We start from the raw sequence: 25,271 nt of genomic DNA, 5'->3' as shown, positions 1-25,271 counted from the left end.
TGTGAGCCGATTTTCTCGTGACGTCAGAATCTTTCGTCCGCGCATAAGGGAAGGAATTTTTCTGCTGAGAGGAGAAGTTCCTGTCACGATATTCATTTCGCACCCGGAGGCGATCCATGAACGCGCAATATTGGACCTATGCGGCGATGTGGCGGGAGCTTCGCCGATTGGCCGGCCTGTATCCCCGGCTCATGACTGTGGAAGTCATCGGGCAAAGTCGTGAGGGACGGGACATGGCCGGCGTGACCCTAACGAATCGCGATACCGGGGATGCGGCCAGCAAGTCCGCCTTGTTTGTTGATGCGAATATTCATGCTGGCGAGGTGGCCGGAAATGCGGTGGCGATGTATTGGATAGCCTGGTGCCTGGAGAACTATGGGAAAAATCCCGAGGCCACTTGGCTGTTGGACGATCACACCGTCTACGTGGTGCCGCGCATTTCATTGGATGGCGCGGAACTCTATCTCACCACGCCTCACCATGTACGCTCCAGCCCGCACATCTACCCTTATTCCACGCCGCCGGACGGATTTGTTGAAGAGGACGTCAATGGCGATGGCTACATTTTGATGATGCGGGTACCGTCGTCAGAAGGCGGTTTTGTCATTGACGACCTCGACCCTCGCGTGATGCGTCCGCGGCGGCCTGGAGAACGTGGCGGACAGTACTATCATCTCTTTCCCGAGGGCCGCATCGACCAAAAAACCCAAAGCGGGAGCTTCTCAAGCTGGGCGCATGCGCGTCCAGCACGGCGGCAGGGAATGGATTTCAACCGCAACTTTCCCATTCGCTGGGCGGGAGAAAAGGGACAGCCCGGTGCCGGCCCCTATCCTTTGTCGGAACCGGAATTGCGTCACCTCACCGCCTTTATCCACCGCCACGGCAACGTGGCAGCCTATGTGGCCCTGCACACCTCGGGCGGCGTCATTCTGCGGCAGCCTTCGACGGGAGAGGATGCCACGCTCTCTGAGACGGATCGTCTCTTGTTTACCCGCATTGCGGATATGGGGGCAGAGGTAAGCGGTTACTTCGCCGATTCCAACTATCATATCTTCGCGACGGGCCACGAAAAGGTGTTGATGCCGGGAGCGGCAGACGACTGGATGTACGATCATTTCGGGGTGCTGAGCTTTACCTTGGAAATTTGGAACCTGCCCAAGCATGCGGGGGCTCGCGGTTACGCAGAGTACGGCGTGCGCAAGTTGATGGAATTGAAGCCCGAAGAAGAGACGGAAGATGACCGCAAAATCATAGATTGGGTGAGCCGTGAGGTCCCGGAGCAAGGATTTTTCGCATGGACGCCCTTCGATCACCCCGACTTTGGCCGGGTAGAGATTGGTGGACTCAATCCCAAGTTTGTGGTGCAAAACCCGCCGCCTGCCTTATTAGAAGAGGAGTGCGCCCATGTAAGCGCCTTTTTGACCAAATTGGGCCTTTCTACGCCCCGGTTGGAACTGCGTGAGGTCAAGGTTGAGGAGCAAGCTCCCGGTTTATATCGGATCGCCGTCGAGGTGGTGAATTCCGGATATCTCCCGACGTCCAGCACGGCCAAGGGACGCGAGTTGCTCCTTGAAGGTCTTAAGGCGAGCATTTCGGGTGATGTGCGCATTGTTGCCGGAACTACGCCGGCGGCCATTGGTCATCTTGACGGTTATGGCGCCCAAGACGGCTGGGCACCGCCCCACGGACAGCGCGGAGCGGCGGAATGGATGGTTCAGGGCGCGTCAGGAACCCAAGTGGAGGTTGTTGTTGATGGGCCGCGGGCGGGGCGTGTTGCTGCAACGGTCGTTTTGGGGAAGGAGTAGTCCGTGTACGGATATGATTTAAAGCTTTTGATTCCGGCTGCGACCAATCGCACTTATTTGAATGCGGGAACACTGGGACCCACGCCAGGCACGGCGCTGGCGGCAGCGGCGGCGGGGGAGCTGGAGTGGATTGAGGCCGGACCGGGCCAACATAACCACTATGTCAATGCCAAAGATGGTGTGCGGCGCTTTGCGGGACGGGTGGAAAGCCGCATGCCGGGTGGTGTGGTTAGCATCACGGAAAACAACAGTGAGTCCCTCCTGCGGGTTTTTTGGGGGCTTCGCTTCGAGGCGGGCGATGAAATCATTACCACCGATCAGGAACACGGAGCGGTGCTCCTGGCCCTATCGTCCGTGATGCGTCGTTTTGATCTGACGGTCCATGTGGTTCATGTCGACAGCCCGGGAGGGCTCTTGGCGCAGGTCAAGGAAAAGTTGAACGGCCGCACGCGGTTGGTGGTGATGAGCCATGTGTCCTGTATCACCGGATGGCAATTGCCCATCCGTGGAGTGAGTGAGTTGGTTTCCGGTTGGCCGGATTGTCGGCTCTTAGTCGATGGAGCGCAGGCTTTGGGCAATGTGGTGGTGGATCCGGAGGCCTTGGGGGCAGATTTCTACGTCTTCTGCGGACACAAATGGATGATGGCGCCTCCCGGATGGGCCGGACTTTGGGTTAAGCGCGAGCGACGCAGCGATCTCTACACGCGATGGCCCTTGGAAGACTTTCAAAGCGGTGCTGACTTGTTGGAGGAAGGCCCGTTTTTACAGTACAGCGAGTCGGGTGACGACTTGGAATATGGGACGCGGGCTTGGCCACGTATCGCCGGATGGTCCATCACGTGGGATTATTTCGAGGAGGAAGGATTTCACTACCATGCCCAATATCAAAGGGGATTGGCAGACCAGGCGAAAGAGCGCATTCAAGCGATTAAGGGCTTCTCCGTCGATGATCCACCGTCTTCCGAGTACCAGCGAACCGCACTCATGACCGTGGCGTCGGAGCAGTTGGGATCGGGCCTATATGAGTGGCTATTGGAGCGGGATATCGTGGCTAAGGCGGCCCCAGCGCGGTACGGCATTCGCATTTCCTGGGCCGCCTTCAATACGTCGGACGATGTGGAGCGGTTGGTCGCCGCGTTGGCGACAGTGTAGACGATGGAGGTGCCATGGATCGGGAAGAGAGCGCCCGGCGCCGCGGCGATATGGCTTGGGCCAGGGAACGGGGAGGTCCAGGCATTCTGGTTCGCACGCGCGGGCATATAGGAGAGCCGCTTTGGTGGCTTCGGACCGCCGAGGAAGATGCCGTTGAGAGTACGGCTTGGGCGCACCAATTCGCCAAGCGGGATTGGATGCCGGGCCGAACCTTAGTCGTATCCCTTCCCAATCCACATCTCGCGCTGGGGGTTGTCCGCGGCGCCTTGGCCTATGGGCTTCGTGCGCTTACCGTTTCGGAGGCGGATTTGCTGGAAACCCTGGACGATATTGCGCCAGCCTACGTTTTGACCTCGCCGCTGAGCGCCTTCCGCCTCTTTCTCCGGGGACGTCTAAACGGGGTCCGCGAGATGTGGCTGACAGGCGATGTAACCGGACAGGGCGCGATGGAACAGCGCCTGAGAGAATATATTCCTGAACTGGTGGTGCGGGATGTCTATCTCGTCGCGGAGCATCCGGGACCGTTGGCCTTGTCTTGCACGTTCGGGCAGTGGCATTGGGTTGACGGGGCTGTGCCGGTCATCTTTCGTCCCCTTGATGGCGACAGCGAATGGGTGAGTATCATCCTTCAAGAGGGAGGCCAGGACTATCCGCTGGCCGACCTGGTCAAGGTCGGACCGGCTGTGTGCCCCTGTGGGCGCCCCGGGCCTGTAACCACACCAATTTGGGGCCGTTTGGGGGAGATTAGCCAGGTCGAGGGAGGCTGGGTTTCGGCAAGCCACATCGCTCAAGCCTGGTTTCGCACCGAGGGATTGTCCGATCGGCTTCGAGCCCGGGTGGGGTTCGATCCGATTCGAGGCAAGGACCTCCTGGAGGTGGAGACCACCGTTTTGGACGGCCACGATGCAGCACGCGCTTTGGCGCGGTTTAGCGAATTGCTTGAGCGGGGTCTTGGGCTCCCTGTCGAGGTTCGCGTAAACGAGGCGCGCAGCCTGTGGCCGCCTTTGACCGTGGAACTGATCGACAACCGGCCGCAGCCGCGCCGGATTTAATTGGGGTTGTCATCGGTGTCATCGCCGGCTGCGGCCAGACGGTCGGCGATAAGCCAGCCGAAATCAGGATCTAAGTCGGTGGGATCAACAGCCTGACCTGACAAGGACTCCCACGGACCGGAGATGGGTTTTGCCCAACGGGCCTGAATCCAATCGCGCCAGGCGGGGTCCCGCCAAAAGCGGTCGATATTTTCAAAGGTCAAGGCGGCTTTGGCTGTCAACAGCGCACGGGCACTTTGCCCAAAAAGGTCTAATACGGTGGGGGTGGCGCGTTCCGGATAGAGAAGGTCAATCAGGTCGCGTACCGCTTGCACACCGGATTCAATACTTGATGTCTTGGGTCCAAATCCCAACCGTGTTCCCTCCCTGTTACTTCCCATTGTACCTGTTTTCGGGGAAATCCCCAGCCGAGACCTCTCAACCGAGCATCTTGCCGGACAGGCGCGCTGACCAGCTTTCCCACATAGGCTAGCGTGAGGAGGTCGCTTCATGATTCGCACGCCCACCATCTATTGGCCCATACTCGACCATGCCGGACTTCGCACGCTCAACTGGCTTCTAGACCATCACCCTAAAGACGCGGTGCTAAGCTGGTATGGTCAACAGGGCTATGCGGTGCGGACGTTGGGTGATGTGTGGCAGTTGCCGGAAGCGGTGGTTGAGGAGCGGGTGAGCCGTCTTCGGGAGCATTGGCGCCGCTGGCTGTTTGGCGAGAGCGCCGCCGCGCTGTTTGTAGGGCCGGCCGGGTTGCTGGTCGGGGGGCCGGTGCTGTCCGTGATTCTCTTAGCTTGGGCGGTGGAGATGGGCTGGGCTTACGGCCTCGATATGGCAAGTCCCGATCGCATCGATAATCTTCGGCGCACCATACATCAGAGCCTGCTGAGAGCTCTGGGATTTCCCGTGGGTACCCACGGGACTCGGAGCCGATGGGGCCGAATGATTGGCACCGTGCTTTTTTGGGGCTTCGGGCCCGAACTGAAGGCGGCCGATCAGGTGATGGCCGAAATTCGGGCGGCATTTCGGGCCGAATGGCAGGACCGTCATTCACCCACGAATTATGGCAGCTCACCACGGATTTTGTGCAATTCGGAGCACAGTTGAGGCGGAACCGTCGGGGCGCCGCGTACAATGCCGGTAAATTCAATCTTGGAGGTGCTCCCGATGGACGAAGAAATTCGTGAAGAGGAACTGGAGATACGGGAAGACGAGTGGTTCGACGTCATGCGGGAGTGGTTTGACCCCCAATAGTGGCCGGACTCCCCATGAGACAAGGACGGGACGGGTTCCCGTCCTTTTAATGTGGGTTCACGCTCTGAAGTCGCTTAGCCAAAATCAGCTCGTCATGGATGGGGATGCCGTTGGCTGCAATCACGGGGATGGCGGGCTTCTGCTGGCGAGCCCGATCCACGGCACCGACGTTCAAGGCCGTCAGGCGATATCCGCGCTTTTGATAGAAGGCTAAGGCCCGCACATTGTCGTTGGTGGTCGTAAGAAAGACGCGGGTTACGCCGTTCTTTACCGCATCCTCCTCGACTGCACGAATTAGGCGGGTGCCAATATGCCGGCCCTCGACGAGCGCGTTTAGGCTCACGATTTCCGCCTCCTGATCGTGCACCGCCCAAGTGACAGCGCCGACAGGTTGGTCGTCGTCGATGGCGATTCGAGCTTCCAAGTCACGAAGATAGTAGCGGTGGTCTCCCGAGACCATCGGATCGCCACCCCACTCGGACGTCCAAAGATTAATAAGCCAGGAACGGTGTTCTGGAGAATCGGGCGACATCATGACTATCGGCATGAAACTCCTCCTTGAGGATAGATTGAGTTCCGAAAGAGAAAGGGCGCCCGGGCGGGCGCCCCGCTGTCTCCCGAAGCCTAGTCCGGCAATTGGGTCCCTTTAGTCTCGGGACTCATGGTGAGGAGGAACAGCCCTACCACAAAAGCGATGGCAGTAAAGTCCACCGGCAGCCCCAAAGTTCCCATGGAGGATACCATGGCTCCAACAATGAAGGTAATGATAGCGCCCACGAAACGTCCTACCGAGGTGGCAAAGGCAAAGGCTGTAGCGCGCACCTTGGTAGGGTACTGCTCGGGAAGCCAGAGCGTAAAGACGGCGAAATCTGCGCCGCCTAATCCCAAAATGGGGATGAACCAGAAAAATGCGGTGATGCTGTGAGTGTAGAAGGCTAACCCGAACGTGCCTAAGACCCCGATAATCATGCAGGCCAGCCAAATGCCCAGCATGGTGCGGCGTCCCCATCGGCGTGCGATGATAGGCGTGAGGAGACAGCCGATGACGGTAAAGATGGATAGCAATCCCACGCCGTAAGACGACAAGTGGGTTGCGGCCGTTCCAATGATGTTGTGGGTCTTGGCCAAGTCCAAAATGGCCGTGGGCAAATAGACCGTACCCGCCCACAAGCCGACCATGGCGACTGTAAGCAGGAGGGCGTTGCCCCACGACCGACGGCGAAGCTCGGGGGTGAAAATCTCCGACAACAGCGCCTTCTTTTCAGTTTTCACGGTGTTTTCGACTTTGACCCAACGGTCGGGTTCCTGCACCTTCCACCGGATGAAGGCCACCAATAAGGCGGGGATGATGCCTAAGAGGAACATCGCACGCCATCCAAAGGCCGCTCCGATGGTGTAGTTGGCCACAGCTGACACCAGAATGCCGACATAATAGCCCGAGTGGAGGTAGCCGGCGCCCATCTCACGGCGCGATTCGGGCCATGATTCGGCGACGAACGTGCCGGCCATGGCCCATTCACCACCAATGCCGATACCCGCTAGGAAGCGAAATAGAGCCAATTCCCACACGTTTTGAGAAAACGCGGCTAAGAAGGTAAAGACGGCATACATCAGAATGGTCATCATCAGGGTTCGAGCCCGACCGTACCGATCTGCGACCGGCCCCCAGAAGGTCGCCAGCCCCCAGCCGACGAGGAAAATGGCAAAAATGATAGAGCCATAGAAGCCGATATGCCCCGCCGTGGGCGTGATGCCACTCTTTGGCAGCAATGCCTTCATGGAAGGGGCTAGCACCAACGCGAACACGGTGGCGTTGAAGCCGTCCAAGAGCCATCCACCCCAAGACGCCCAAAAACCATTAATTTGATTGCGGGTTAAACGTGTCTGGGTGGAGGTTCCAACCGATGTGTTGACAGACATGAATGGAAAATCGCCTCCTCCTTACCAAGTGTTATGAGTTGGTCATACGCCTAATGCTTCGCCATTCAGGCATCCGCTTCCTGCCAGTTTTTAGGGCAAATTTGACCAATTATGAGGGTTCAACCGCCAACTTTCCATATTGCCGGGTGCATGGTAGCATGAAGGAAATCTGGGAGCGAATGGATGGTTGCCAAGATGCGAATTGGACTCATTGCGCATGACACCAAGAAGGTGTCCATGGTGGAATTTGTGGACAAGTACCGCGATCGGTTCAGCCGCCACCAACTGTTTGCCACAGGCCATACGGGCCAACAGATTGCCGACAAGACCGGGCTGGCCGTGCATTGTTTCTTATCAGGCCCTTTGGGCGGTGACCAACAAATGGGAAGCCGCATCGCTGAAGGCGCGATCGACATGCTCTTTTTCTTCCGAGATCCGCTCTTCGCCCATCCCCACGAGCCCGATGTGACCGCCTTGCTGCGGCTTTCGGACGTTCAGGGCATTCCCGTGGCCACCAATCCCGCCACGGCCGAGGCCCTGATACACTTGCTCTAAAAAAATTTCCGCCAGTATGACAAGAAAGGTAGGATACGCTGTTGCAGGCATTGGACAACATTCGCGTACTTGATTTGACCCGCATTCTCACGGGCCCATTTTGTACCATGATGCTGGCCGACTTTGGCGCCGATGTGATAAAGATTGAGCCTCCCGCGGGCGACGATACGCGCCGGTGGGGGCCGCCCTTCATTAACGGTGAATCGGCCTATTATCTCAGCGTTAACCGCAATAAGCGCTCCATCATCTTGGATTTTCGCCAGGAGCGTGATCGTCAGCGCTTTCTTAAGATGGTCGAGCAAGCCGACGTCGTGGTAGAAAACTATCGCCCCGGCACATTGGCCAAATGGGGATTTGACTATCCGCACTTGAAGGCTATTAACCCTCGCATCATCCTGGCATCCATATCGGGATTTGGAGCCACCGGCCCGGGAGCCTCCCGGCCCGGATATGATGTGGTAGCTCAAGCGATGAGCGGGCTCATGGCGGTAACCGGCGACGGATCCGGCCCCGTCAAGGCTGGGTTTTCCGTGGGCGACATCGGCGCGGGGATGTGGGCTGCCTTTGGCATTATGACGGCGCTTTGGGCCCGTGAGCGTACGGGCGAGGGGCAGTGGATTGACACCTCGCTGTACGAGGCGCTGATTTCCTGGCAGACTTATTTGGCCGGCAACTATTTTGCCACCGGCGAGTTGCCAAAGCCGTTGGGCTCGGCCCACCCCAATATTGCCCCGTATCAGGCGGTACGCGCACAAGACGGCTATCTGGTGATTGCCTGCGGCAATGATGCCTTATGGGCGAAGATGGTGCAGGAATGCGAAATTCCTTTCGGCGACGAGCCCCAATTCCGTACCAATCCGGATCGGGTGGAACATCGCCCGGAACTCATCGATCGACTGGAAAACGAGGTGTTCCAGCACCGGCCGGTGGCCGAGTGGCTGGAACGGTTGGCACGAGCCGGTGTGCCGGCCGCGCCCATTCAATCCTTTGAGCAGGTTTTCCAGGATCCCCAGGTGATTCATCGCGCCATGGATGTGGTCGTGGATCACCCCACGGCTGGGCCCATCCATCAGTTGGGCATCCCGTTAAAGATGAGCGCCACGCCCGGGGCTGTGCGCACGCCGCCGCCGTTGCTCAATCAGCATGAGGGGGAGATTCTTCGGCAGTTTGGGCTTTCCGGCCCAGTTCCCGAAGACGACGCTGCAACGCATCCTTAGGCACCAACACTTGGACAAACGTTCCACGTCCGATGAGACCGCGGGAATTTTCCGCGGTCACGTCTGTGAGAATGCGGTTTTTCTCCAATCCTCGAAAGGCGGCGGTCGCGCTGAAGCGCTCACCCACGAGGGTCGGCGCCAAGTGCACAATATCCACGGCATACCCGACGGCATCCTCGTCAGGCTCCAGATATGGCAGAATGAGGCTTCGCCCGGCCCATTCCATCCATTCAATCATTTGCGCCGTGGCCAACACGGGATGTATTTTTTGACCGCCCAGCTTGGCCACCATGGTTTCCGTGACTAGAGTCGAGACGGTGCTTTGGGCCCCTGGGACTAATCCGTCTTTCATGCGTCCTCCCTTGGGGGGATCGGGTTTAGAATCCCCACCTCTCAATATCATGCCACACCACAGATCGCTTGAGAATGCTGGAGGATGCGGTGCGCTTCCCCTTGTGACAGGGCGATGAAGTGCGTTGAACCCGTAGTCGTTTGATAATACAGTGGGTATACACGCAAAAGACGCATTGGGCGACGGAGGTAACGATCGTGAACGGCAAAAAGCGAAGCGATATTCGGCCAGGGCTGCTGGTGGACATCGTGCTGAAAGCGGACCAACGCACGGGACGGTTGACCCGCGGTGTGGTGAAGGATATTTTAACCAACTCCCCCACCCATCCTCATGGCATTAAGGTGCGCCTTGAGGATGGGCAGGTTGGTCGGGTGCAGCACATTGTGGATGCTGAATAGCTTGGACTAGTTGGCGAGGCCTGATCGGCGCCATACCTCAAGCACCGGGCGGGCTTCGTCACGGTTGACGGTGACGGCGATGGCTGAGGCGCCGGCGGCCAGATGCCGCCAAGCGAGATCCGGACACTGGCTCCGGCGTGTCTCGAGCAACTGACCCCAAACCATTTTCACGTTATGGATGGCGTCAAACGGACCGGCGGCCGTCAGGGCAGTCTGTATCAGCAGCCGGGCCAAGGCTTCCGGATCGCCTCCCGCCAAAAGATGCGAGGCGGCCATCTGCCAGGCATTCCGACCCGTCGGGTCGTTCAATAGGACCTCTTGCAGTTGGCGTGAGGAGATCGATTGGGGAGCCGGACTCGCGGCAGGATGCCACTGGTGGCGGATGGCTTTTTGGCGGCGGGTCCGTTGACTGGTAAGTTGTACAGCCAAGGCCAATGCCCGGATTCGCGTGGGCAGACCGGCATCGCGCACTAAATCTGAGATGGCATGAAGCCCCGTAACGGCATGGGCATCAAAGCGGGAGCGGCCAAGCATTTCCGCTCCCGCCAACGAGGCCGCTTCCAATGCCAGCGAGGCAGAATGAGCGTCCTGTGCGGCTGCCCACATGAGGGCAGGTTCGGTGCCAGCGTCGGCATTCACCAGTGCGTCCATCAGTGCCTCGACGGCGCCTCGGCTGGGCGGGCTTTGACCGTCCAAATCCAAGGCCTCGAAACGGGCAGTTTCCGCGGGAAGCGATGGCCCAGGCCGGGACGCCAAGTATTGGACCACCGGCCTTAACACGGGCTCAGCCCACTGCCATCCGTGCGTATCGTCCAAAAGTTCGGCCGCTCGGTGGATGATGAGCAGGCGATGTTCATTTTCGGCAAATTGGCGAAGAGCAGCCTCCAGCAAAAAGAGACGCACGGATTGGGGCGAATCGCTCTTCAGAAGGCCTACCAGGCGATGCTCAGCGGCCAGCGGCTGGTTTCCGGCTTCGATGGCGGCCATAAGCGCTCTCTGCGATGCGTCCGGCGTTGCCTCTTGGAGGGGATCCATCTTCATCAAGGTATAGGGGCCGTAATTCGGATGATGCAGCAAGTCGACCACATAGGTGGCCGTTTGCAAGAGCGCTAAGTTCTGATAGGGGGGCGTCAAGATGCTCGCCGCCCGCCGTACCGGTGCGCCGTTAAACGTGCCGTGTCCAATGTAGGGTCCGTGATGATCGACCCACCGGGCGGATGCCAAGGCTAACAAAAGATACAGATTCGCATGACTGTCTTGTGGGCCTCTCTCATTTTTAATCCAATCGCCCAGAGCACCCAACGGGGTGGCTTCCAGTTTTTTCATCGCCTCATCCAATAGGGTGGGCCACGGGTACGCCTCCATCATAGGAAGAAGCCTCCTCTCTCCTGTAAGGTTACGATACAAGACTTTGCTCCTTTTCACCTTGAACTCAGGTCTCAAGAGGGATACGACTTTGGTCCAATGGCGCTTGGCTGACACTGCGGTAAAATATCTGGCCAAAGGATCACGATGGAGGACTCCCGCCGCAGCATATCTCCGTGCGGTCAACGTCAATGGGAAAAATATGATCCGGATGGCCAACCTTCGGCAAGCCTTGGCGGATTCAGGATTAGGCAATGTCGGCCTTGGTCCCCGCCAAAAATGCGATGGTGGAAACCGAGGCTTGGATAGAAAATGGGATTTTGTCTCGCTTCGGGTACCCGCTCGCCGGACCCAAGATCAGCTGAGGCGTGTGGTCGAGACCGACCGTGGCCACTTTGTTGGACAAGGATAACGGGCAACAGGCGGTGCTCTTCTAAAGCGCCTGATGGAGACCTTTGTTAGTTCCGCTGCTGGGCTTCCCCAAGTGAGGATCGGTTCTATGTCTAAGGCCGAGAAATCTATCTCTGCACCCGTATTCACACCTCGCCGTACCCTCAGGAATTTTTTGCGCCCCATCTCAAATCTATCGCCACCCTTCGCAATCTTGGTATGCTGGAACGGATATTGACATCTTTCGAGAAAAACTTCCCGACTTTACCACAGGCGTGAAACTTCGCCGTTAATGCCGCGTTTTGGGGGATCTGGGGAAAAACTCACGACGACTCCCAACCACATGATGCGGGATCTGACAACCCTTTTCAAACTTTGTAACATGAGACATCTCCTTGTCTAACTCACGCCGAATTCGCGCATCGTGCGCGATACGGAGGATCTTTCCCAGGGGTTAAGGATGAGACTTTCTCAACCGGGCAGTTTCCTGCTGCCTCACCCGCCAACTAACTCCGGAGGCAATAACAGGAAAGGGCTAACAAGATGTCATGGACGTATCGTCGCAGCCTGGCCATCGGGGCAATGGCTCTCTTGCCGTTGGGCTTGATTAATCTGTCCCCCTTCGCTCATTGGGGGCAAAGCCAGCCAGTGGCTAGGTATCGGCAAGAACTGCAGCATCATTCGGGTGGCCTTGCTGAAGAGCATTTACGCGAGACCACCTATGCGATGGGAGATGTGACTCAAGGGTTGGGATCTGGCGGGATTGTTGGCTCCATCGCCGACCCTGCCACTCTCACCGCACATGTTTCCCCCGTCTCGGGGTCCTTTGGCACCTCAACGCTGAAGTTTTTGGATTACGGCACCCCCGTCAGCATACTCCAACAGGATTTAGCCAAATTAGGATGGTATCACGGGAAGGTTGACGGCATCTTCAACGCCGCGACCGTGGCCGCCGTCAAGCGCTTCCAGAGGCATCACGGATTTGCCGACAATGCCGTTGTTTATCCAACCGTCGCACAAGCGATTCAACACGCGCTCAACCCGCATCCCGTGACTCAAGCGTCATTCACTCCAACGACTAGCCATTCGAAGTCGGCGCCCTTAATGTTGGGGTATTATGTGCCGGGACAGGCTGCTTAGCAGGACTTAACGGCTCATGCCAGCCAAATCAACGCCATTGCGCCATTTTGGTATTCCTTTCGGCCGTCGGACAGCTTAAACAACTTTGGTCCCGATGAAGCGTTCGTGACCTCGTGGGCGCATGCGCACCATATCCAGGTGTACCCTATGGTAATTAACGGCTACGGCAACGACAACATGCTGCAAAGCCCATCGCTCCTCAGGACCGATGTGGCTACGCTTGTGAACCTCGCCAAGCAGGACAACTACGACGGATTCAATATCGACTTTGAATCCTTAAACAACCCCGACGAAGTCGGGCTCGACACGTTTGTCGCGGACTTGGCTGCCGGCTTGCATCAGGAAGGCAAGAAGTTGATTGTCTCCGTAGGGCCGCGCACCAGTGATGCGAACAACTACCATGTCTACAACTATCGGAGCCTTGGGGCCTCGGCAGACTACATCGACCTCATGCTCTATGACGCGCATGACAATGGGGGATCGGCGGGCCCGGTGGCCCCCCTGTCGTGGACCGCGAACATCACCCGCTACGCGGAGAGCACCATCCCGCACCAAAAGATTCTGGTGGGTTTGGCCGGATACGGGTACAACTGGGCATCGACCGGATCGACGGAAATTTCCGATATCGCGGCGTTGGCCTTGGCTAACCGCTACGGGTCGACGTGGGTGGGCGGCATCGTTCAAGAGCCCACCGTCTCGTATCAGGTCAACGGTGTCCGGCACATTGTCTGGTTTGAGGACAGCGCCAGCGAAGCCTACAAGGTTCGCTGGGTGGGACAAGCGGGTCTCGGAGGTGTGGCGCTCTGGGACTTAGGTGGAGAAAATCCCGGTGTCTGGCCGATGTTACAGCAGGACCTGTAGTTGTCCACGAAGAGGGGGCAGCCTGTCGGCCGCCCCTTTGTCACGCACTTCCATAAACTCCCATATGGTACTCCTGACGAAACAAAAGGAGGAGCACCATGGAAACGCTAGATGGTCAGTCGCGCATTACCGGCGTGCGCCGCATTACGCGCGGCCAAGCGTTGGCCTTTACGTCCACCCGACCCATTGGAGCGGTAGCTGGAACGATTTTCGACCAAGCGGTCGCCCTTAACATTGACCCCGCCTTTGCACTCGCGGAGGCTATTTTGGAGACCGGATGGGGCACGTCCGGTTTCGCGCGAAACCGTCACAATTGGTACGGATATCAGGCTTACTTCCAGGATCCAAACCAAGCGCATACCTTCGAGTCGGATGAAGACGGCATCCGCATTCCCCTAGAGGACATGGCGACACACTACTTTTCCCCGGGCGGTACATATTACGCCCAAGGCCGCGGATGCACGCTGGCGGGGTGGGCTGCCCATTGGATTGACGGATATCCGGCCCATTGGCAGCGTGCCATGGGAGAGATTTTGTCGTTGATGCGATCGGCCATCAATCACCCCGAGCGTTAGGAGGCGGAGGACTGATAGGTAGGACGGGGAGATGGCTTCGCCGTCCTTGTCAGGGGGCTCCATCGCATGACCGCTAAAGCTAAGAGAATGAGGGCCGCGGTATTGGGATCCGTGCCCATGCCGCCAAACACCCCAAAATCTTGACCCAGCCACCACACCAGGAAGCTCACAATGGTGGTGGAAAGCCAGGCGGCATGAAGCGTTCGGTTGAATGCCCAAAGTGCTGCAATCGCGAGGAATAGAGCGGTTAATACGCCATTTGTGAAAACCGGATGCGCCTGGGCGAGATGAGCGACCGCGTAGATGGGAGCCGAAATGGCGGCCGGCTCCGGCATGGACGCTTGACTGTGAAAGTAGCCGAAAAGCTGCCTGGCAGACCACCACTGGTTGGGAGGCCAGGCTTGAAGGAACGCGGACAACAGCCAAAGCAAGATCATGCTGGCTCTTACGAGACGGCACTTGACGCGTGCTGGCCATGCGCCCGAAGGGATGAGAAGAGCGACTGCGGCGAGCGTGTACAGCGGGGCGGAACCGGGACTCCCTAAGAGCATGCTGCCGCCGGAAAAAAGAGATCCCAACCCTTCTCCAAAAACCCAGACGACTAAGGACCAGACGATGGACAAGAGAAGACCAACCCGACGGCCGCGCCGCTCCGAACCCAACAAGATGGCTAGCCCAATTCCGATTTGAACCCAAATGGCGACGATGTCCCAACTGATGGGGTGCTGATTCCATATGTGCATACCGAAATGCATAAGCTCATAAAGGATCCTCGGTTGTTCCTGGGCCGCGGGCGCGACGAGTTCCGAAATGAAGGCGGTGGCCATGAGTGGTTGGGCTTGCAGCAAGCCGTCGAGAATCCAAAGTCCTGCCAATCCTACGGCCAGGATGGTCCGAGCCGGGGATTCGGGAAGATTACGAAGGCCGTGCCAGCGCTTGGCCAGGAAAGTGCCGCCCAAAACCAGCACCCCTAATGCGATGACCAAATTGATGACGTAAAACAAAGCGAGCGTGTTCGCAGGGGCTTGCTGACCCGTACCCATAAGCATGTCCGACATCCCGCCTTTCTGCCTTGGTCCAATTATAGGCTTTTTGGGGGAATCGCTTAGCGGTCAATCTTTCCAAGGCTTGCCCCGGAAGGACAAAAGGAAAGACGACCCGAAAGCGGGTCGCCTCCTTGGAGGAATCCCTAACCGCGAGCCAGCGCACGACGGGAAACCGCATCCAACACCTGGTTCGGGGTCATCCCGTCGGCATTGATGACGGGTGCCTTGGAAAGGGGGTCTTCCATCCCCAAGAAATTGTTGTCCGTACCTTGCACGACAATTGCCTGAGCGCGATGGAGCGCCTGGTCGTTCAAGGGAATGACGTCATAGCCGGCTTCTTGGAGTAGCCGGCTATACGGGGACAACTGCCCCTCAATCGCCACTGTAGCTCGAGCCAATGAGACCACCTCCGCGGTTAGCATGCCCCCCGGAAGATCCTCTATGTGAGTGTTGAAGCGCCGGAAACCGGCGGTACCAGCCATGCCTCCACGTGAATGGGGCCGTGCATGCCACGAATCAAGGTCCCTTGAATATCGGCCGTCTGGCTGGGGCCGGAGATGAAGGACAAAATGCGTGGCAGGTGAGAGGATTCCTGTCTCAAACGCGAAACCGCCTCCTGCCAGTTGGCCGCGATCCGGTTTTCGGGAATAAGCGCAATATGGCGGGGAACCATATTGGATACCAACCGCGCGTAGCCGCTGTCTTCAGCCAGCATCACGGTTCCGGTGTCCGCCAGTGCAAAGCTGACCCCGGTAAATCCCAGCGCTGCCCGAAAGACCACATCGCGCCCGGCATCCTCGGGGACCCAGGTGACATTGTCATACCGGTCCAACCACAGGTTGGTGATGGGATCGGACAGGACCACGATGGGGCCGGACACATCCCTAACCACGGTGTTCCAAGCTTTTAAAAAATCTATCGGCGACTGGATTCGGCGCACATGAAAGCCTTTTTGATTCAGCCGCTCAATAAGATGCTCCGTCATGGCTCCCCTCCTCCCGATATGCTGTCGCCAACAGTGTGGCCAGATGTTCAACCGGGGTACGGCGATCGAGCGCTTCCACGCCGGCCCGTATTTGCATTAGGCATCCGGGATTGGCGGTACAAATGACATCAGGCGCCGGGCGGTCCAGATCCTCAGCTTTTTCGCGTGCAAGCCGCCAGGCGATGTCGGGATATTCAAGATTGTAGGTTCCGGCTGATCCGCAGCAGGCTTCGCGCTCGAACGCATCCAACACTTGATAGCCTGCTATCTCCAGGAGTCTCTGGGGGGCCGTATCAATGCCCTGCGCATAGGCCAGATGGCATGGCAGGTGAACCGATACCTTTTTCGGCCGCGAAGGGCGCACGGGTGGTCTTATGCCGACCTCAAGAAGAAATTCGCTCAGGTCGCGAATGCGCGGCGTGAGCGGATTGGGGTGCTGCTTCAAAAAAGCACCGCAGCCGGCTGCGTTGAGAATGATGGGATCCGTGCCGGGAAAAGCCGTTGTATTTTGGTCCAAAAGCGTTGGGACGGGATCGGGCATCCCTGCATGTTCGTGCAGCGCTCCGCAACACGCTTTGGATTCAGGCACCCGTACGTGAAATCCGTTTTCGGTCAATACGCGAATGGTATCCCAATGAATGCCGGCGTACCATGCGTCCATAACACAGCCCGGGAAAAGCCAAACCGATCCGCGCTCTTCCCCGCGGGCGGGGAAGACGCTGCCGGGGCGAATAGGAGGGGCAGCATCCGGTACCGGGGCGAAGTCCCGAGCCATCTTCCCGCGACGATGCCACCGGCGGCTTATGCCTAACGCGGCGCTGGCCTGGAATAAGTGGCGGGACCAGCGTAGTTCGCCCTGGGATAGAACTAACTGCAGGAAACGCCGGCGCAATTTGGCGTTGGGTTGGACGGGCCGTGCAGCTTTCATGCGGTTGGTGATTGTGGGGGTGTCGATGCGCACGGGGCAGGCGGGAATACAGCGTTGACACCCCAGGCATAGATCCAGCCCATCTTGGGTTGCACGTTCCGCCCCGTCGAGGAGAAATGTCTGCATGATGCCAATGCCGCCAATGCGCTCTCCGCCGTAGGCTTCGCCCAATTCAGCGAACACGGGGCAGACATTCAGGCACGAACCACAATTAATGCAATAGAAGGGTTCGGGTTCTTGCTGAATGGCGTCTGAACGACCGCCATCGACTAAAAGCACGTGAACTTCGGGGCCGAAATCGCGCCCGGGACCGGCCAACACGGTGCAGTAGTTGCCGAAGTCTTGGCCCACCCCGAACACCGAGGCCGCCTGGACGACAGCCAGGCCGTCTTCCAAGGATGGCACAATTTTGTTGATGCCGGCCACCACAAAATGTTGGGCCGGCAGGCTGGTCACAGCCCGGATATTGCCCTCGTTTTCCATCAGTACCACTTCACCCTCGGCGGTAACGGCATTGGCGCCGCTGATGGAGACATTGGCCGTCTCCAAGATGGAGCGCAGGTGGCGGCGGGCCGCGCCGACCAGTTCCTCCGGCTCCGATCCCAAGTCCGGTTCTTGATATCGGGATTGAAAAGTCGACTGGATGGTGGGGATGTCAACGCCCAGCGCGGGCATCAGCACATGGCCTGAGCGTCGCCCCAGCAACTGGTTAATGTGATCGCCCAGGTCGGTTTCCACGATCCGGTGTCCGGCTTGGGCAAGCGCGTCCGGCAAATGAATCTCTTTGGCTAGATTGGACTTAGACTTGATCACGAGGCTGTTCTCGGGAATGCGCTCGAGAATATAGCGTGCAGCCTCCTCGCCGTTCTTGGCGCGAAACACGTGAAACCCGCGGGCCAACAGATGATTTTCCGTTTCCTTTAACAAATCGGACAGGTGAAGGAGTGCATTCTCCTTCGTCTTTCGAACGCGATCCTGCAGATTCGGGAAACGTTTTAACACTTCGGGGGCGCGCTGACGAATACCCTGGGTGCCGGCACGACGGGCCTCGCGGACGGACTGCTGGCTGAGCGCCCGAGCAATGCGCTCACTGTGGTCATACATGCGGGATCCCTCCCATCCCTTTTTCTAGACATATTCCTCGGCTAACCGCGAAATCCTTTTTCTTGGCCATGGGCGGCGGTATACTAAGAAAAAGGGATAAGCTGACCCGGAGGGGTGTGCATTGCCGTCAATTTTTACACGCATCATTCGAGGGGAAATACCCAGCCACCGCGTGGCCGAAAGTGAGGCGTTTCTCGCATTTTTGGATATCCGTCCGATCCGGCCGGGACATACCTTGGTGGTTCCGAAAATGGAAGTGGATCAGTTTTTTCGATTAGATGACGGGATTTTGGCGGATATTATGCGTTTCGCCAAGCCCATTGCTCTGGCCATCCAGGAAGTGACCGGAGCGGAGCGCGTGGGCGCTGCGGTGGCGGGTTTTGACGTGCCCCACGCCCATCTGCACCTCATTCCTGCCGACAGCATGCGAGATCTCGACTTTTCCCGCCAGGCTGCGGCCTCCCCTGAAGAGTTGGCGGCCATGGCGGCCGAGATTCGGGAGGTTTTGGGCCGGTGATGCGCACCCGGCTGACCGACCTCTTGGGCTTGCGTCGCCCCATCATCCAAGGTGGACTTGCCTATTTAGCCCGGGCAGAGTTGGCTGCGGCGGTCTCTAATGCGGGGGGGTTGGGGCAGGTGACCGCCACCACCTTAGAGGGCCCGGACGAGATGCGGGACGAGATTCGGCGGGTGCGTCAACTAACCTCGCACCCGTTTGGAATCAACTTCGCCATCGGCCATCGGCCGATCGACGACTTGCTGGCCGCGGCTCTGGAGATGGGAGTGCCGGTGGTCTCCTTGACGGGTGGGAACCCGGCCCCGTACGTCGATCGCATTTTGGCTTCGGGAGCCAAACTCATGGTGTTGGTGGCAGGAGTTCGGGCGGCCAAAAAGGCTGCCGCATTGGGTGCCTCGGTGGTGATTGGTGTGGGCGTGGAAGGCGGCGGGCATCTGGGACGTGATGATGTCGGCACCATGGTTCTCACCCGGCGACTGGTTGAAGCCGTGGACATTCCGGTGGTGGCCTCGGGCGGCATCGGGGACGGGCGGCAGTTGGCCGCCGCCCTGGCTTTAGGTGCGGAAGGCATCGAGATGGGCACGCGGTTCGTCGCCACCGAAGAGTGCATCGCCCACCCAAACTACAAACAGGCCCTTTTAGCCCACGACATTCATCAAACCACCATCATTGAACGATCCCTGGGACGCCCGGGCCGTACCCTTCCGTCACCCCACGTTGACCGCATTGTTGAAAGTGAACAGCACGGGTCTCCCGTCGAGGAGTTATTGCCGTTGATTTCCGGAGAACGTAATTACCGGAGTGCCGTCTTGGGTGAAATGGACGACGGATTTGTCTGGGCGGGACAAGTGACCGGGTTGATTCAAGACGTGGTGCCGGTAGCAGAACTTATGGATCGCATGGAGCAGGAGGCTTTGGACGCATGGCAGCAAGGACAGCGAGTGTTCAGACCATGACAGCAAATAAGGGGGACGTTGTGGAACCAATTCTGTTTGTGTTTACCGGACCGTCGGGGGCCGGCAAAGGCTCGGTGATGCGCCGTCTTCTGGAGCGTGATCCCCATCTGAAGAAAGTCGTCACCTACACGACACGTGCGCCCCGTGAGGGAGAAGTGGACGGATTCGACTATCGCTTTGTGTCTGTGGAGGCCTTTCATGGCCTCATTGAGCGCGACGAACTGTTTGAATACGAGCAAGTGTACCACGACCACTATTATGGCTCGCCCAAAGAGCTGTTTGTCCCCGATCACGACGGCATCATCGAATTGGATTACAAGGGTCGGCTCAAGTACACGGCGCGTCACCGCCGCGTAGTCGCTATCTTTCTCTTGCCCCCAAGTCTTGAGGAACTGAAGCGGCGGATTTTAAAGCGTTCAGAAGTGGACAACCTGTCGGCGCGGCTTGACAATGCCATCGAGCAGGTGCGTCATGCCCAATCCTATGATTACATTGTAAAAAATGACGACCTCAACGATTGCGTGGACCGAATTGAAACCATCATTCAGGCGGAACGGCATCGTCGTCTCGGACAACTGGATTTGACCGCCATGCTGAGTGATCTGAAAGCGCATCCCTAGGCGGGAACTGAGGAGGTAGCCGATGACCGACAAGGACATCGTGATTATAAGCGTGGACCGATCGGATCCCGAGGTGGTGCTGGTCAACACCACCGTCGACTTTTTGCATTGCCCCATCCGCTTCTCTAAAGCGCTTTTGCGGAGTTTGGGCTACACCGTGTACCGTCCCCAAAAATTAAAGCCGATTGTTCACGCGGCCGTTTGGCGTCATATCGCCCGGCACGGCGAGAAAAAGCTTTTAGGGGGCTTCAGCGTCGATGATGGGGACGTCGAGGGGTTGCCCCCTAATCCTGTGGCTCGGGGATAGCGTCGAGGCGTTGATATTGGCTTTGATAGTAAACCAGGGGCCGTCCGGGAACCAACCGATTCAGCGCGTCGACCCGACCTAGCACCAGATGATGGTCGCCGGCCGGTACAATCCGATCTACCGTGCAGTCCAGGAAGGCGAGACTATCCGCCAGATAGGGGATTCCGGAGACGCTCTCGCCCAATGTCAAGCTTTGGAACAAAGCTTCTTGTGGGCCGCGTAAAGCGAACCGTTGGCTCAGGGCCTCCTGCTCTTCGGAGAGAATGCTGACGGTGAAGTGTCCGGAGTCCTCAATGGCCCGGAAGGTGTCGGAGCGGTTGTCCGCACAAAACAGCACCAAGGGCGGATGAAGCGATACCGATGTGAAAGAGTTGACGGTCATGCCATGAAGGTGGCGGTCGATATTTTGGCTAATCACAATGGTAATGCCGGTAGCGAATTGGGCCAGCGTATCACGAAAAATTTTGGCGTCCAACCTTGTCCCTCGTTTCTCGTGACATCATATCATATCGTTAAGAAGCGGTCGGCGTGGGTCATGACGGCCGCGTGGAAATGAAAGGATGGAAAACCATGCTCACATCTCGCGCAACGGAGATTTATATTCTTGGGGGAGCTCGGACCCCCTTTGGCACGTATGGCGGGAGCTTGAAGGATATCGACGCTGTCAAACTTGGCACCGTGGCAGCCGAAGGGGCCTTGCGTCTGGCTGGGGTGCCGGCGGATGCGATTGATATGACGGTCGTGGGCGGCGTCTTGCCGTCATCGCCTGATTTCGCGTATTTGGCACGCCACGTGGCATTGAATGCTGGGGTGCCGATAGAGGCAGATAGTCTTACCGTCAATCGTTTATGTGGATCGGGTCTCCAAGCGGTGGTGTCAGCGGCTCAGTCGCTGATTTTGGGGGATGGTGAGGCTGCTTTGGTTGGCGGTACAGAAAATATGAGCCAGGCTCCCTATGCGCTCCGGAACAGTCGCTGGGGAATTAAAAATGGCCCTCCGCAACTGGACGACACCCTGACCTCTACCTTGACCGACTTGGGTTGCGGATTAGGCATGGGGCTCACGGCGGAGAATTTAGCGCGCCAATATGAGATTTCGCGGGACGCGCAGGATGCGTTTGCCGCGCTCTCGCATCGCCGGGCGGCGGAGGCACGCCAAAGCGGACGCTTCCAAGATGAGATTGTCCCGGTAAAGCTGACGGTGAAAGGGCGCGAGCAGGTGGTGGATCAGGACGAACACATTCGCCCCGACACGACCGTGGAAGGTTTGGCACGGCTTCGACCGGCTTTTCAGGAAGGCGGCACAGTGACTGCCGGCAATGCCTCCGGCATCAACGATGGAGCGGCCATGCTGGTCATCGCGACCGGCGATTTTGTGCGCGCCCATGGTCTTCATCCGTGGGCCCGCATCGTCAGCTATGCGGTGGCCGGTGTCGACCCCACGGTGATGGGAATTGGCCCGGTGCCCGCCTCCCAGAAGGCTCTGGAACGGGCCGGATTGGAGCTGGGGGAAGTCGGTCGGATTGAAATTAATGAGGCATTTGCTGCGCAGTATCTTGCCGTGGAGCAGGCCTTGCAGCTGGATCGCGAGCGGACCAATGTACAAGGCGGGGCAATTGCGCTCGGCCATCCGGTTGGGGCCTCGGGAGCGCGCCTTTTGTTGAGCCTAGCGCATCAACTGCGACGCGATCACGTTCACTATGGATTGGCGTCACTCTGCATCGGAGGCGGTCAGGGCATAGCCATGGTCATTGAGACCGTATAACGCAGCGGGGTTTCGAGCTCGTGCAAGAAAATTTGCTGGGTGCACAGGAATTCGATTGGAAAATGTCGAATCGAGCTCGAAACAAGGAGGTTCTCCATGGTTAAGCCAACCATTGGACGGCGCACGATGCGCGAATTCTATCGCTTGCTAGAGACGGGATCGGTGCAGACCATCTACCAGCCGGTGATGCCTTTTTCCGGCCGGTGTGCGGTGGGGTATGAGGCCTTAAGCCGTGGCCCCGTGCCGTATCTTGCTAGTCCTATGACGCTGTTTGAAATCGCCGAGCAAGTGCAGGTTAGTCCCCAGTTGGATGCGATTTGCTGTCGACGCGCCATTGAAAACTTCCCGATGAAAAGCCGGGAAGATGCTTTGCTGTTTATTAATCTGTTGCCAGAAACGCTTGAAATGGGTGGCGTCGACGCCAACATGCTCAGCGCCTGGACGGAATCGAGCGGTATTGCGCCCGGTCGCGTCGTGTTAGAGGTTACGGAAAAGCAGATTGCCGATCCAGCACGGTTTTATACGGCGGTCGCCAATCTCCGCGTCCAGGGATTCCGCTTCGCCGTGGACGATGTTGGCACTGGGTACAGCAATTTGTCACTGTTAGCCGATTTGGTGCCGGAATTCTTCAAGTTGGATTTGGAGTTCGTGCGCCTTACCCGAGCGCGCCCGGTACGCCAGCTGTTGGTGGAGACGCTGGTGCGCTTTGCCGGGCAGATTGGCGCCATGGTTGTCGCGGAGGGAATTGAGACCGACGAGGATGCGGAAGTCTTTCGCCTATTAGGGGTTCCGCTTGGACAGGGTTTCCTGTACCGCCCCGCCTAACCAATCCGCCAAGAAAAACGAAAACCCATGCCTGGCGTGATGCCATACATGGGTCGGGGGTTCCAGTTCCCAAACGGCCATTGCGTCCGTTAATGAGAAATGCCCAATTTGTCGAGGATGAAAGCGTATTCCTCGGCTAATTCTTTTAGATGGGCAAAACGGCCCGAAGACCCTCCATGGCCTGCCCCCATATGTGTCTTCAAAATTAACTGATGGCTGTCGGTTTTCAATTCCCGAAGCCGTGCCACCCACTTGGCCGGTTCAAAATACCCGACCCGTGGATCGTTGAGCCCGGTGTACACCATGATGTGGGGATAGGGCTTGGAAGACACGTTGTCATAAGGGCTGTATGACTTCATGTATTCGTAATAGACCGGATCGGCAGGGTTGCCCCATTCGTCCCATTCCAGGGAGGTGAGTGGAAGGCTGGCATCCAGCATGGTGGTCACCACGTCGACGAAGGGAACGCCGGCCACCACCACTTGAAACAGCTCGGGGTGGAGATTCAAAATGGCGCCCATCAACAACCCGCCGGCGCTCCGGCCCCGGGCGGCGAGCATCTTTGGGGTGGTATAGTCCTGATCGATCAGATGTTGTGCCACCGCGATGAAGTCCGTAAAGGTGTTGCGTTTCTTGAGAAATTTTCCGTCTAGGTACCAGTTGTAGCCCATTTCCGATCCGCCCCGGACATGAGCAATGGCATAGATTGCGCCCCGATCCAGCAAGGGAAGGCGCGTGGCGTCAAAGGTCGGATTGGAGGGGGCGCCATAGGACCCATAGCCATAGAGAATTAAGGGGGCAGGACGTCCAGCGTTCCAGGTTTCCTTTGTGGCTGCTAAAGAAACGGGAATGGCGGTGCCATCCTCAGCGCGGGCCCAAATTTGCTTCTCCATGTACTGAGAGGCATCGAAGTTGCGGACGGGCTCTTCCAAAACCAGACTCTTTTCCCCCGTGCGAAGATGGACAGCGTAATCGTGTTTGGGGATGGTGAGCGACTGAAACCGAATCAGCACTTCTGGTGCGTGATAATCGAAATTCGGCCCGGGGGTCACCGTGTAGAGAGGAGACTGCCACTGGAGCCGCTCCAACAATCCGCCATCATAGCGCCAGATTTGTGTGAGCCCGCCTTCGCGGCCAACCAGAATGAGGGCGTCATGGAAGGGAAGCACGTCCTCTAAGTAGCGCCCGGAATCGTAGGGAATCAGATCGTCTTGCTTGGCCGGATCGGGATGGTCGGCCGAGACGGCTTTAACGGTAAAGTTCTCCGCCCCCTCGTTGGTCACATTGATCAAGAAATTTCGCCAATGCTCCAGGTGGTAGCGGATGCCGGCCCGCCGCGGTTGGAACACCTGCCAGTTTGCTTCCGGATCGTTTGCCGGCAGGTACCGCACTTCACTTTGGGTGTTGGTGTCGGCGCTCAAAAAGAGATACCGGCCGCTTAGCGAGGTTGATAAGCTTAAGCTGAAGGTGATGTCCTCTTCCCGATAGAGGGTGACGTCTTCGTGGGCTGACGTTCCCAAGCGATGCCGATGCAGGGAGCTAGGCCGTTGGCTCGCGTCGACGGTGAGATAGAAGAGGTGTTGGCTTCGGCTGTCCCAGGCCAGACTGTCCCCGATGAAGACATTCCGGATGGGCTCATCGATGAGATTGCCAGACGACAAATCCTTAATGTGGATCGTATATCGGTCCGTGCCGTCGTGGTTCTCCAGGTAGGCTAAATAGCGGTGATTGGGGCTTATCAACACGGTGGAGACGTGGGTGAACTGTCCCTCTTTGGCCAGGGCATTGACATCCAGCAATAGCTCTTCCGGTTGACTGGCTAGTTCGCTGCGGTTTTGCGCGCGACGTCGAAAGTAACGGGGATATTCCGTGTCGGGCTCGATGCGGCGGTAATAGAAGAAGGGTCCCGACTGAGCCGCTGGCGTCTCTTCCGAGTCCGGCAATCGATGGCGCATCTCGTCAAATAGGGTGTCCTCGAAAGGACGCAATGGAGCCATGACGCTGTCAAAATAGGCATTCTCCGCCTCAAGGTGAGCGATGACTTCGGGGTTCTCCTTGTCCCGGAGCCAATAGTAATCATCGTTGCGGACGTCGTTATGTAATCGGTGCTGGTACGGATGTTTGGGAGCTTGCGGTGGCTGCATAGGTCCTCCTTGGTTGATAATGTACGATGGGGAATCCCTACCTCA

At 58.0% G+C, this 25,271-nt stretch carries 28 protein-coding genes and 1 riboswitch; of the genes, 17 read left to right on the top strand and 11 right to left on the bottom strand.

Annotated elements, in window-relative coordinates; genetic code table 11:
* Positions 1 to 116: 116 nt before the first annotated feature.
* The 3 genes from HIJ39_RS03020 to HIJ39_RS03010 are packed head-to-tail and all read left to right on the top strand — an operon-like array spanning position 117 to position 4,009.
* Positions 117 to 1,805: a M14 family metallopeptidase gene (locus HIJ39_RS03020; RefSeq protein WP_169096564.1), complete on the top strand. Its 1,689-nt coding sequence runs from the start codon at positions 117 to 119 to the stop codon at positions 1,803 to 1,805.
* A gap of 3 nt (positions 1,806 to 1,808) precedes the next feature.
* Positions 1,809 to 2,957, top strand: a complete 1,149-nt coding sequence (locus HIJ39_RS03015; RefSeq protein ID WP_169096562.1) for an aminotransferase class V-fold PLP-dependent enzyme — start codon at positions 1,809 to 1,811, stop codon at positions 2,955 to 2,957.
* Positions 2,958 to 2,971: 14 nt separating this feature from the next.
* A complete protein-coding gene (locus HIJ39_RS03010; RefSeq protein ID WP_169096560.1) occupies positions 2,972 to 4,009 on the top strand; it encodes a phenylacetate--CoA ligase family protein in 1,038 nt (345 codons plus the stop codon).
* Here the strand turns inward: HIJ39_RS03010 and HIJ39_RS03005 are convergent.
* A complete protein-coding gene (locus tag HIJ39_RS03005) occupies positions 4,006 to 4,362 on the bottom strand; it encodes a hypothetical protein (RefSeq protein WP_169096558.1) in 357 nt (118 codons plus the stop codon). The genes HIJ39_RS03010 and HIJ39_RS03005 overlap by 4 nt on opposite strands.
* A gap of 136 nt (positions 4,363 to 4,498) precedes the next feature.
* Here HIJ39_RS03005 and HIJ39_RS03000 point away from each other — a divergent pair, with 136 nt between their 5' ends.
* Positions 4,499 to 5,110, top strand: a complete 612-nt coding sequence (locus HIJ39_RS03000) for a hypothetical protein (protein ID WP_169096556.1) — start codon at positions 4,499 to 4,501, stop codon at positions 5,108 to 5,110.
* Between the two features lie 193 nt (positions 5,111 to 5,303).
* Here the strand turns inward: HIJ39_RS03000 and HIJ39_RS02995 are convergent, their stop codons facing one another.
* Positions 5,304 to 5,804, bottom strand: coding sequence for a GNAT family N-acetyltransferase (locus HIJ39_RS02995; protein WP_207711445.1), 501 nt, complete (start codon positions 5,802 to 5,804; stop codon positions 5,304 to 5,306).
* A gap of 77 nt (positions 5,805 to 5,881) precedes the next feature.
* The gene (locus HIJ39_RS02990; protein WP_169096554.1) at positions 5,882 to 7,177 is read right to left on the bottom strand and encodes an MFS transporter; all 1,296 of its coding nucleotides are present in this window, start codon (positions 7,175 to 7,177) and stop codon (positions 5,882 to 5,884) included.
* A gap of 195 nt (positions 7,178 to 7,372) precedes the next feature.
* Here HIJ39_RS02990 and HIJ39_RS02985 point away from each other — a divergent pair, with 195 nt between their 5' ends.
* Both HIJ39_RS02985 and HIJ39_RS02980 read left to right on the top strand, forming a co-directional pair.
* Positions 7,373 to 7,732 (top strand): methylglyoxal synthase, encoded by a 360-nt coding sequence (locus tag HIJ39_RS02985; RefSeq protein ID WP_169096636.1) that lies wholly within the window; start codon positions 7,373 to 7,375, stop codon positions 7,730 to 7,732.
* A 41-nt stretch (positions 7,733 to 7,773) separates the two neighbouring features.
* Positions 7,774 to 8,949 (top strand): CaiB/BaiF CoA transferase family protein, encoded by a 1,176-nt coding sequence (locus HIJ39_RS02980; RefSeq protein ID WP_169096552.1) that lies wholly within the window; start codon positions 7,774 to 7,776, stop codon positions 8,947 to 8,949.
* Here HIJ39_RS02980 and HIJ39_RS02975 read toward each other — a convergent pair.
* A complete protein-coding gene (locus HIJ39_RS02975; protein ID WP_243239302.1) occupies positions 8,867 to 9,301 on the bottom strand; it encodes a thioesterase family protein in 435 nt (144 codons plus the stop codon). The two genes, HIJ39_RS02980 and HIJ39_RS02975, sit on opposite strands and share 83 nt — an antisense overlap.
* A gap of 197 nt (positions 9,302 to 9,498) precedes the next feature.
* Here HIJ39_RS02975 and HIJ39_RS23985 point away from each other — a divergent pair, with 197 nt between their 5' ends.
* Positions 9,499 to 9,699, top strand: a complete 201-nt coding sequence (locus tag HIJ39_RS23985; RefSeq protein ID WP_169096550.1) for a YwbE family protein — start codon at positions 9,499 to 9,501, stop codon at positions 9,697 to 9,699.
* Positions 9,700 to 9,705: 6 nt separating this feature from the next.
* Here HIJ39_RS23985 and HIJ39_RS02965 read toward each other — a convergent pair whose 3' ends face one another.
* Positions 9,706 to 11,067, bottom strand: coding sequence for a hypothetical protein (locus tag HIJ39_RS02965; protein ID WP_169096548.1), 1,362 nt, complete (start codon positions 11,065 to 11,067; stop codon positions 9,706 to 9,708).
* Here HIJ39_RS02965 and HIJ39_RS25075 point away from each other — a divergent pair.
* The 4 genes from HIJ39_RS25075 (at position 11,006) to HIJ39_RS02945 (ending at position 14,030) form a co-directional block, all read left to right on the top strand.
* A complete protein-coding gene (locus HIJ39_RS25075) occupies positions 11,006 to 11,476 on the top strand; it encodes a DUF1697 domain-containing protein (protein WP_420824557.1) in 471 nt (156 codons plus the stop codon). The two genes, HIJ39_RS02965 and HIJ39_RS25075, sit on opposite strands and share 62 nt — an antisense overlap.
* 375 nt (positions 11,477 to 11,851) lie before the next feature.
* A riboswitch (cyclic di-AMP (ydaO/yuaA leader) is annotated at positions 11,852 to 11,990 on the top strand.
* Between the two features lie 7 nt (positions 11,991 to 11,997).
* Positions 11,998 to 12,594, top strand: a complete 597-nt coding sequence (locus HIJ39_RS02955) for a peptidoglycan-binding domain-containing protein (RefSeq protein WP_169096544.1) — start codon at positions 11,998 to 12,000, stop codon at positions 12,592 to 12,594.
* 147 nt (positions 12,595 to 12,741) lie between these two features.
* On the top strand, positions 12,742 to 13,455 hold the full coding sequence (locus tag HIJ39_RS02950) for a glycosyl hydrolase family 18 protein (protein ID WP_169096542.1): 714 nt from the start codon (positions 12,742 to 12,744) through the stop codon (positions 13,453 to 13,455).
* A 98-nt stretch (positions 13,456 to 13,553) separates the two neighbouring features.
* The gene (locus HIJ39_RS02945) at positions 13,554 to 14,030 is read left to right on the top strand and encodes a glucosaminidase domain-containing protein (RefSeq protein WP_169096540.1); all 477 of its coding nucleotides are present in this window, start codon (positions 13,554 to 13,556) and stop codon (positions 14,028 to 14,030) included.
* Here HIJ39_RS02945 and HIJ39_RS02940 read toward each other — a convergent pair.
* The 4 genes from HIJ39_RS02940 to HIJ39_RS02925 form a co-directional block, all read right to left on the bottom strand.
* On the bottom strand, positions 14,027 to 15,079 hold the full coding sequence (locus HIJ39_RS02940; RefSeq protein WP_169096538.1) for a hypothetical protein: 1,053 nt from the start codon (positions 15,077 to 15,079) through the stop codon (positions 14,027 to 14,029). The genes HIJ39_RS02945 and HIJ39_RS02940 overlap by 4 nt on opposite strands.
* A 140-nt stretch (positions 15,080 to 15,219) precedes the next feature.
* Entirely contained in the window at positions 15,220 to 15,474 is a 255-nt protein-coding gene (locus tag HIJ39_RS02935; RefSeq protein ID WP_169096536.1) for a YkuS family protein, read from the bottom strand.
* 41 nt (positions 15,475 to 15,515) lie between these two features.
* Positions 15,516 to 16,061, bottom strand: a complete 546-nt coding sequence (locus HIJ39_RS02930) for a lactate utilization protein (RefSeq protein WP_169096534.1) — start codon at positions 16,059 to 16,061, stop codon at positions 15,516 to 15,518.
* A complete protein-coding gene (locus tag HIJ39_RS02925) occupies positions 16,042 to 18,093 on the bottom strand; it encodes an LUD domain-containing protein (protein ID WP_169096532.1) in 2,052 nt (683 codons plus the stop codon). Before HIJ39_RS02925 ends, HIJ39_RS02930 begins: the two co-directional genes overlap by 20 nt.
* Positions 18,094 to 18,214: 121 nt before the next feature.
* Between HIJ39_RS02925 and HIJ39_RS02920 the strand changes: the two genes are divergently transcribed.
* From HIJ39_RS02920 to HIJ39_RS02905, 4 genes are read left to right on the top strand one after another with little or no spacing between them, the layout of a single operon-like run.
* Positions 18,215 to 18,610: an HIT family protein gene (locus tag HIJ39_RS02920; protein WP_169096530.1), complete on the top strand. Its 396-nt coding sequence runs from the start codon at positions 18,215 to 18,217 to the stop codon at positions 18,608 to 18,610.
* Positions 18,610 to 19,566 (top strand): NAD(P)H-dependent flavin oxidoreductase, encoded by a 957-nt coding sequence (locus HIJ39_RS02915; RefSeq protein WP_169096634.1) that lies wholly within the window; start codon positions 18,610 to 18,612, stop codon positions 19,564 to 19,566. The genes HIJ39_RS02920 and HIJ39_RS02915 overlap by 1 nt, the downstream gene beginning before the upstream one ends.
* 20 nt (positions 19,567 to 19,586) lie before the next feature.
* Positions 19,587 to 20,186, top strand: a complete 600-nt coding sequence (gene gmk, locus HIJ39_RS02910; protein ID WP_169096528.1) for a guanylate kinase — start codon at positions 19,587 to 19,589, stop codon at positions 20,184 to 20,186.
* 22 nt (positions 20,187 to 20,208) lie between these two features.
* Entirely contained in the window at positions 20,209 to 20,493 is a 285-nt protein-coding gene (locus HIJ39_RS02905; RefSeq protein ID WP_169096525.1) for a hypothetical protein, read from the top strand.
* Here the strand turns inward: HIJ39_RS02905 and HIJ39_RS02900 are convergent.
* Complete coding sequence (locus tag HIJ39_RS02900; protein WP_169096524.1) at positions 20,471 to 20,968, bottom strand: flavin reductase family protein; 498 nt, start codon at positions 20,966 to 20,968, stop codon at positions 20,471 to 20,473. The genes HIJ39_RS02905 and HIJ39_RS02900 overlap by 23 nt on opposite strands.
* 95 nt (positions 20,969 to 21,063) lie before the next feature.
* On the opposite strand from HIJ39_RS02900, the gene HIJ39_RS02895 reads away from it, so the two are divergent.
* Positions 21,064 to 22,257, top strand: coding sequence for a thiolase family protein (locus HIJ39_RS02895; RefSeq protein WP_169096522.1), 1,194 nt, complete (start codon positions 21,064 to 21,066; stop codon positions 22,255 to 22,257).
* A gap of 96 nt (positions 22,258 to 22,353) precedes the next feature.
* The gene (locus HIJ39_RS02890) at positions 22,354 to 23,082 is read left to right on the top strand and encodes an EAL domain-containing protein (RefSeq protein ID WP_169096520.1); all 729 of its coding nucleotides are present in this window, start codon (positions 22,354 to 22,356) and stop codon (positions 23,080 to 23,082) included.
* 89 nt (positions 23,083 to 23,171) lie between these two features.
* Here the strand turns inward: HIJ39_RS02890 and HIJ39_RS02885 are convergent, their stop codons facing one another.
* Entirely contained in the window at positions 23,172 to 25,226 is a 2,055-nt protein-coding gene (locus HIJ39_RS02885) for a S9 family peptidase (RefSeq protein WP_169096518.1), read from the bottom strand.
* Between the last annotated feature and the right edge of the window lie 45 nt (positions 25,227 to 25,271).

Source organism: Sulfobacillus harzensis (assembly GCF_012933365.1).
GTDB classification, from domain to species: Bacteria; Bacillota; Sulfobacillia; order Sulfobacillales; family Sulfobacillaceae; genus Sulfobacillus_B; species Sulfobacillus_B harzensis.
This window is presented reverse-complemented; position numbering and strand designations above follow the sequence as displayed.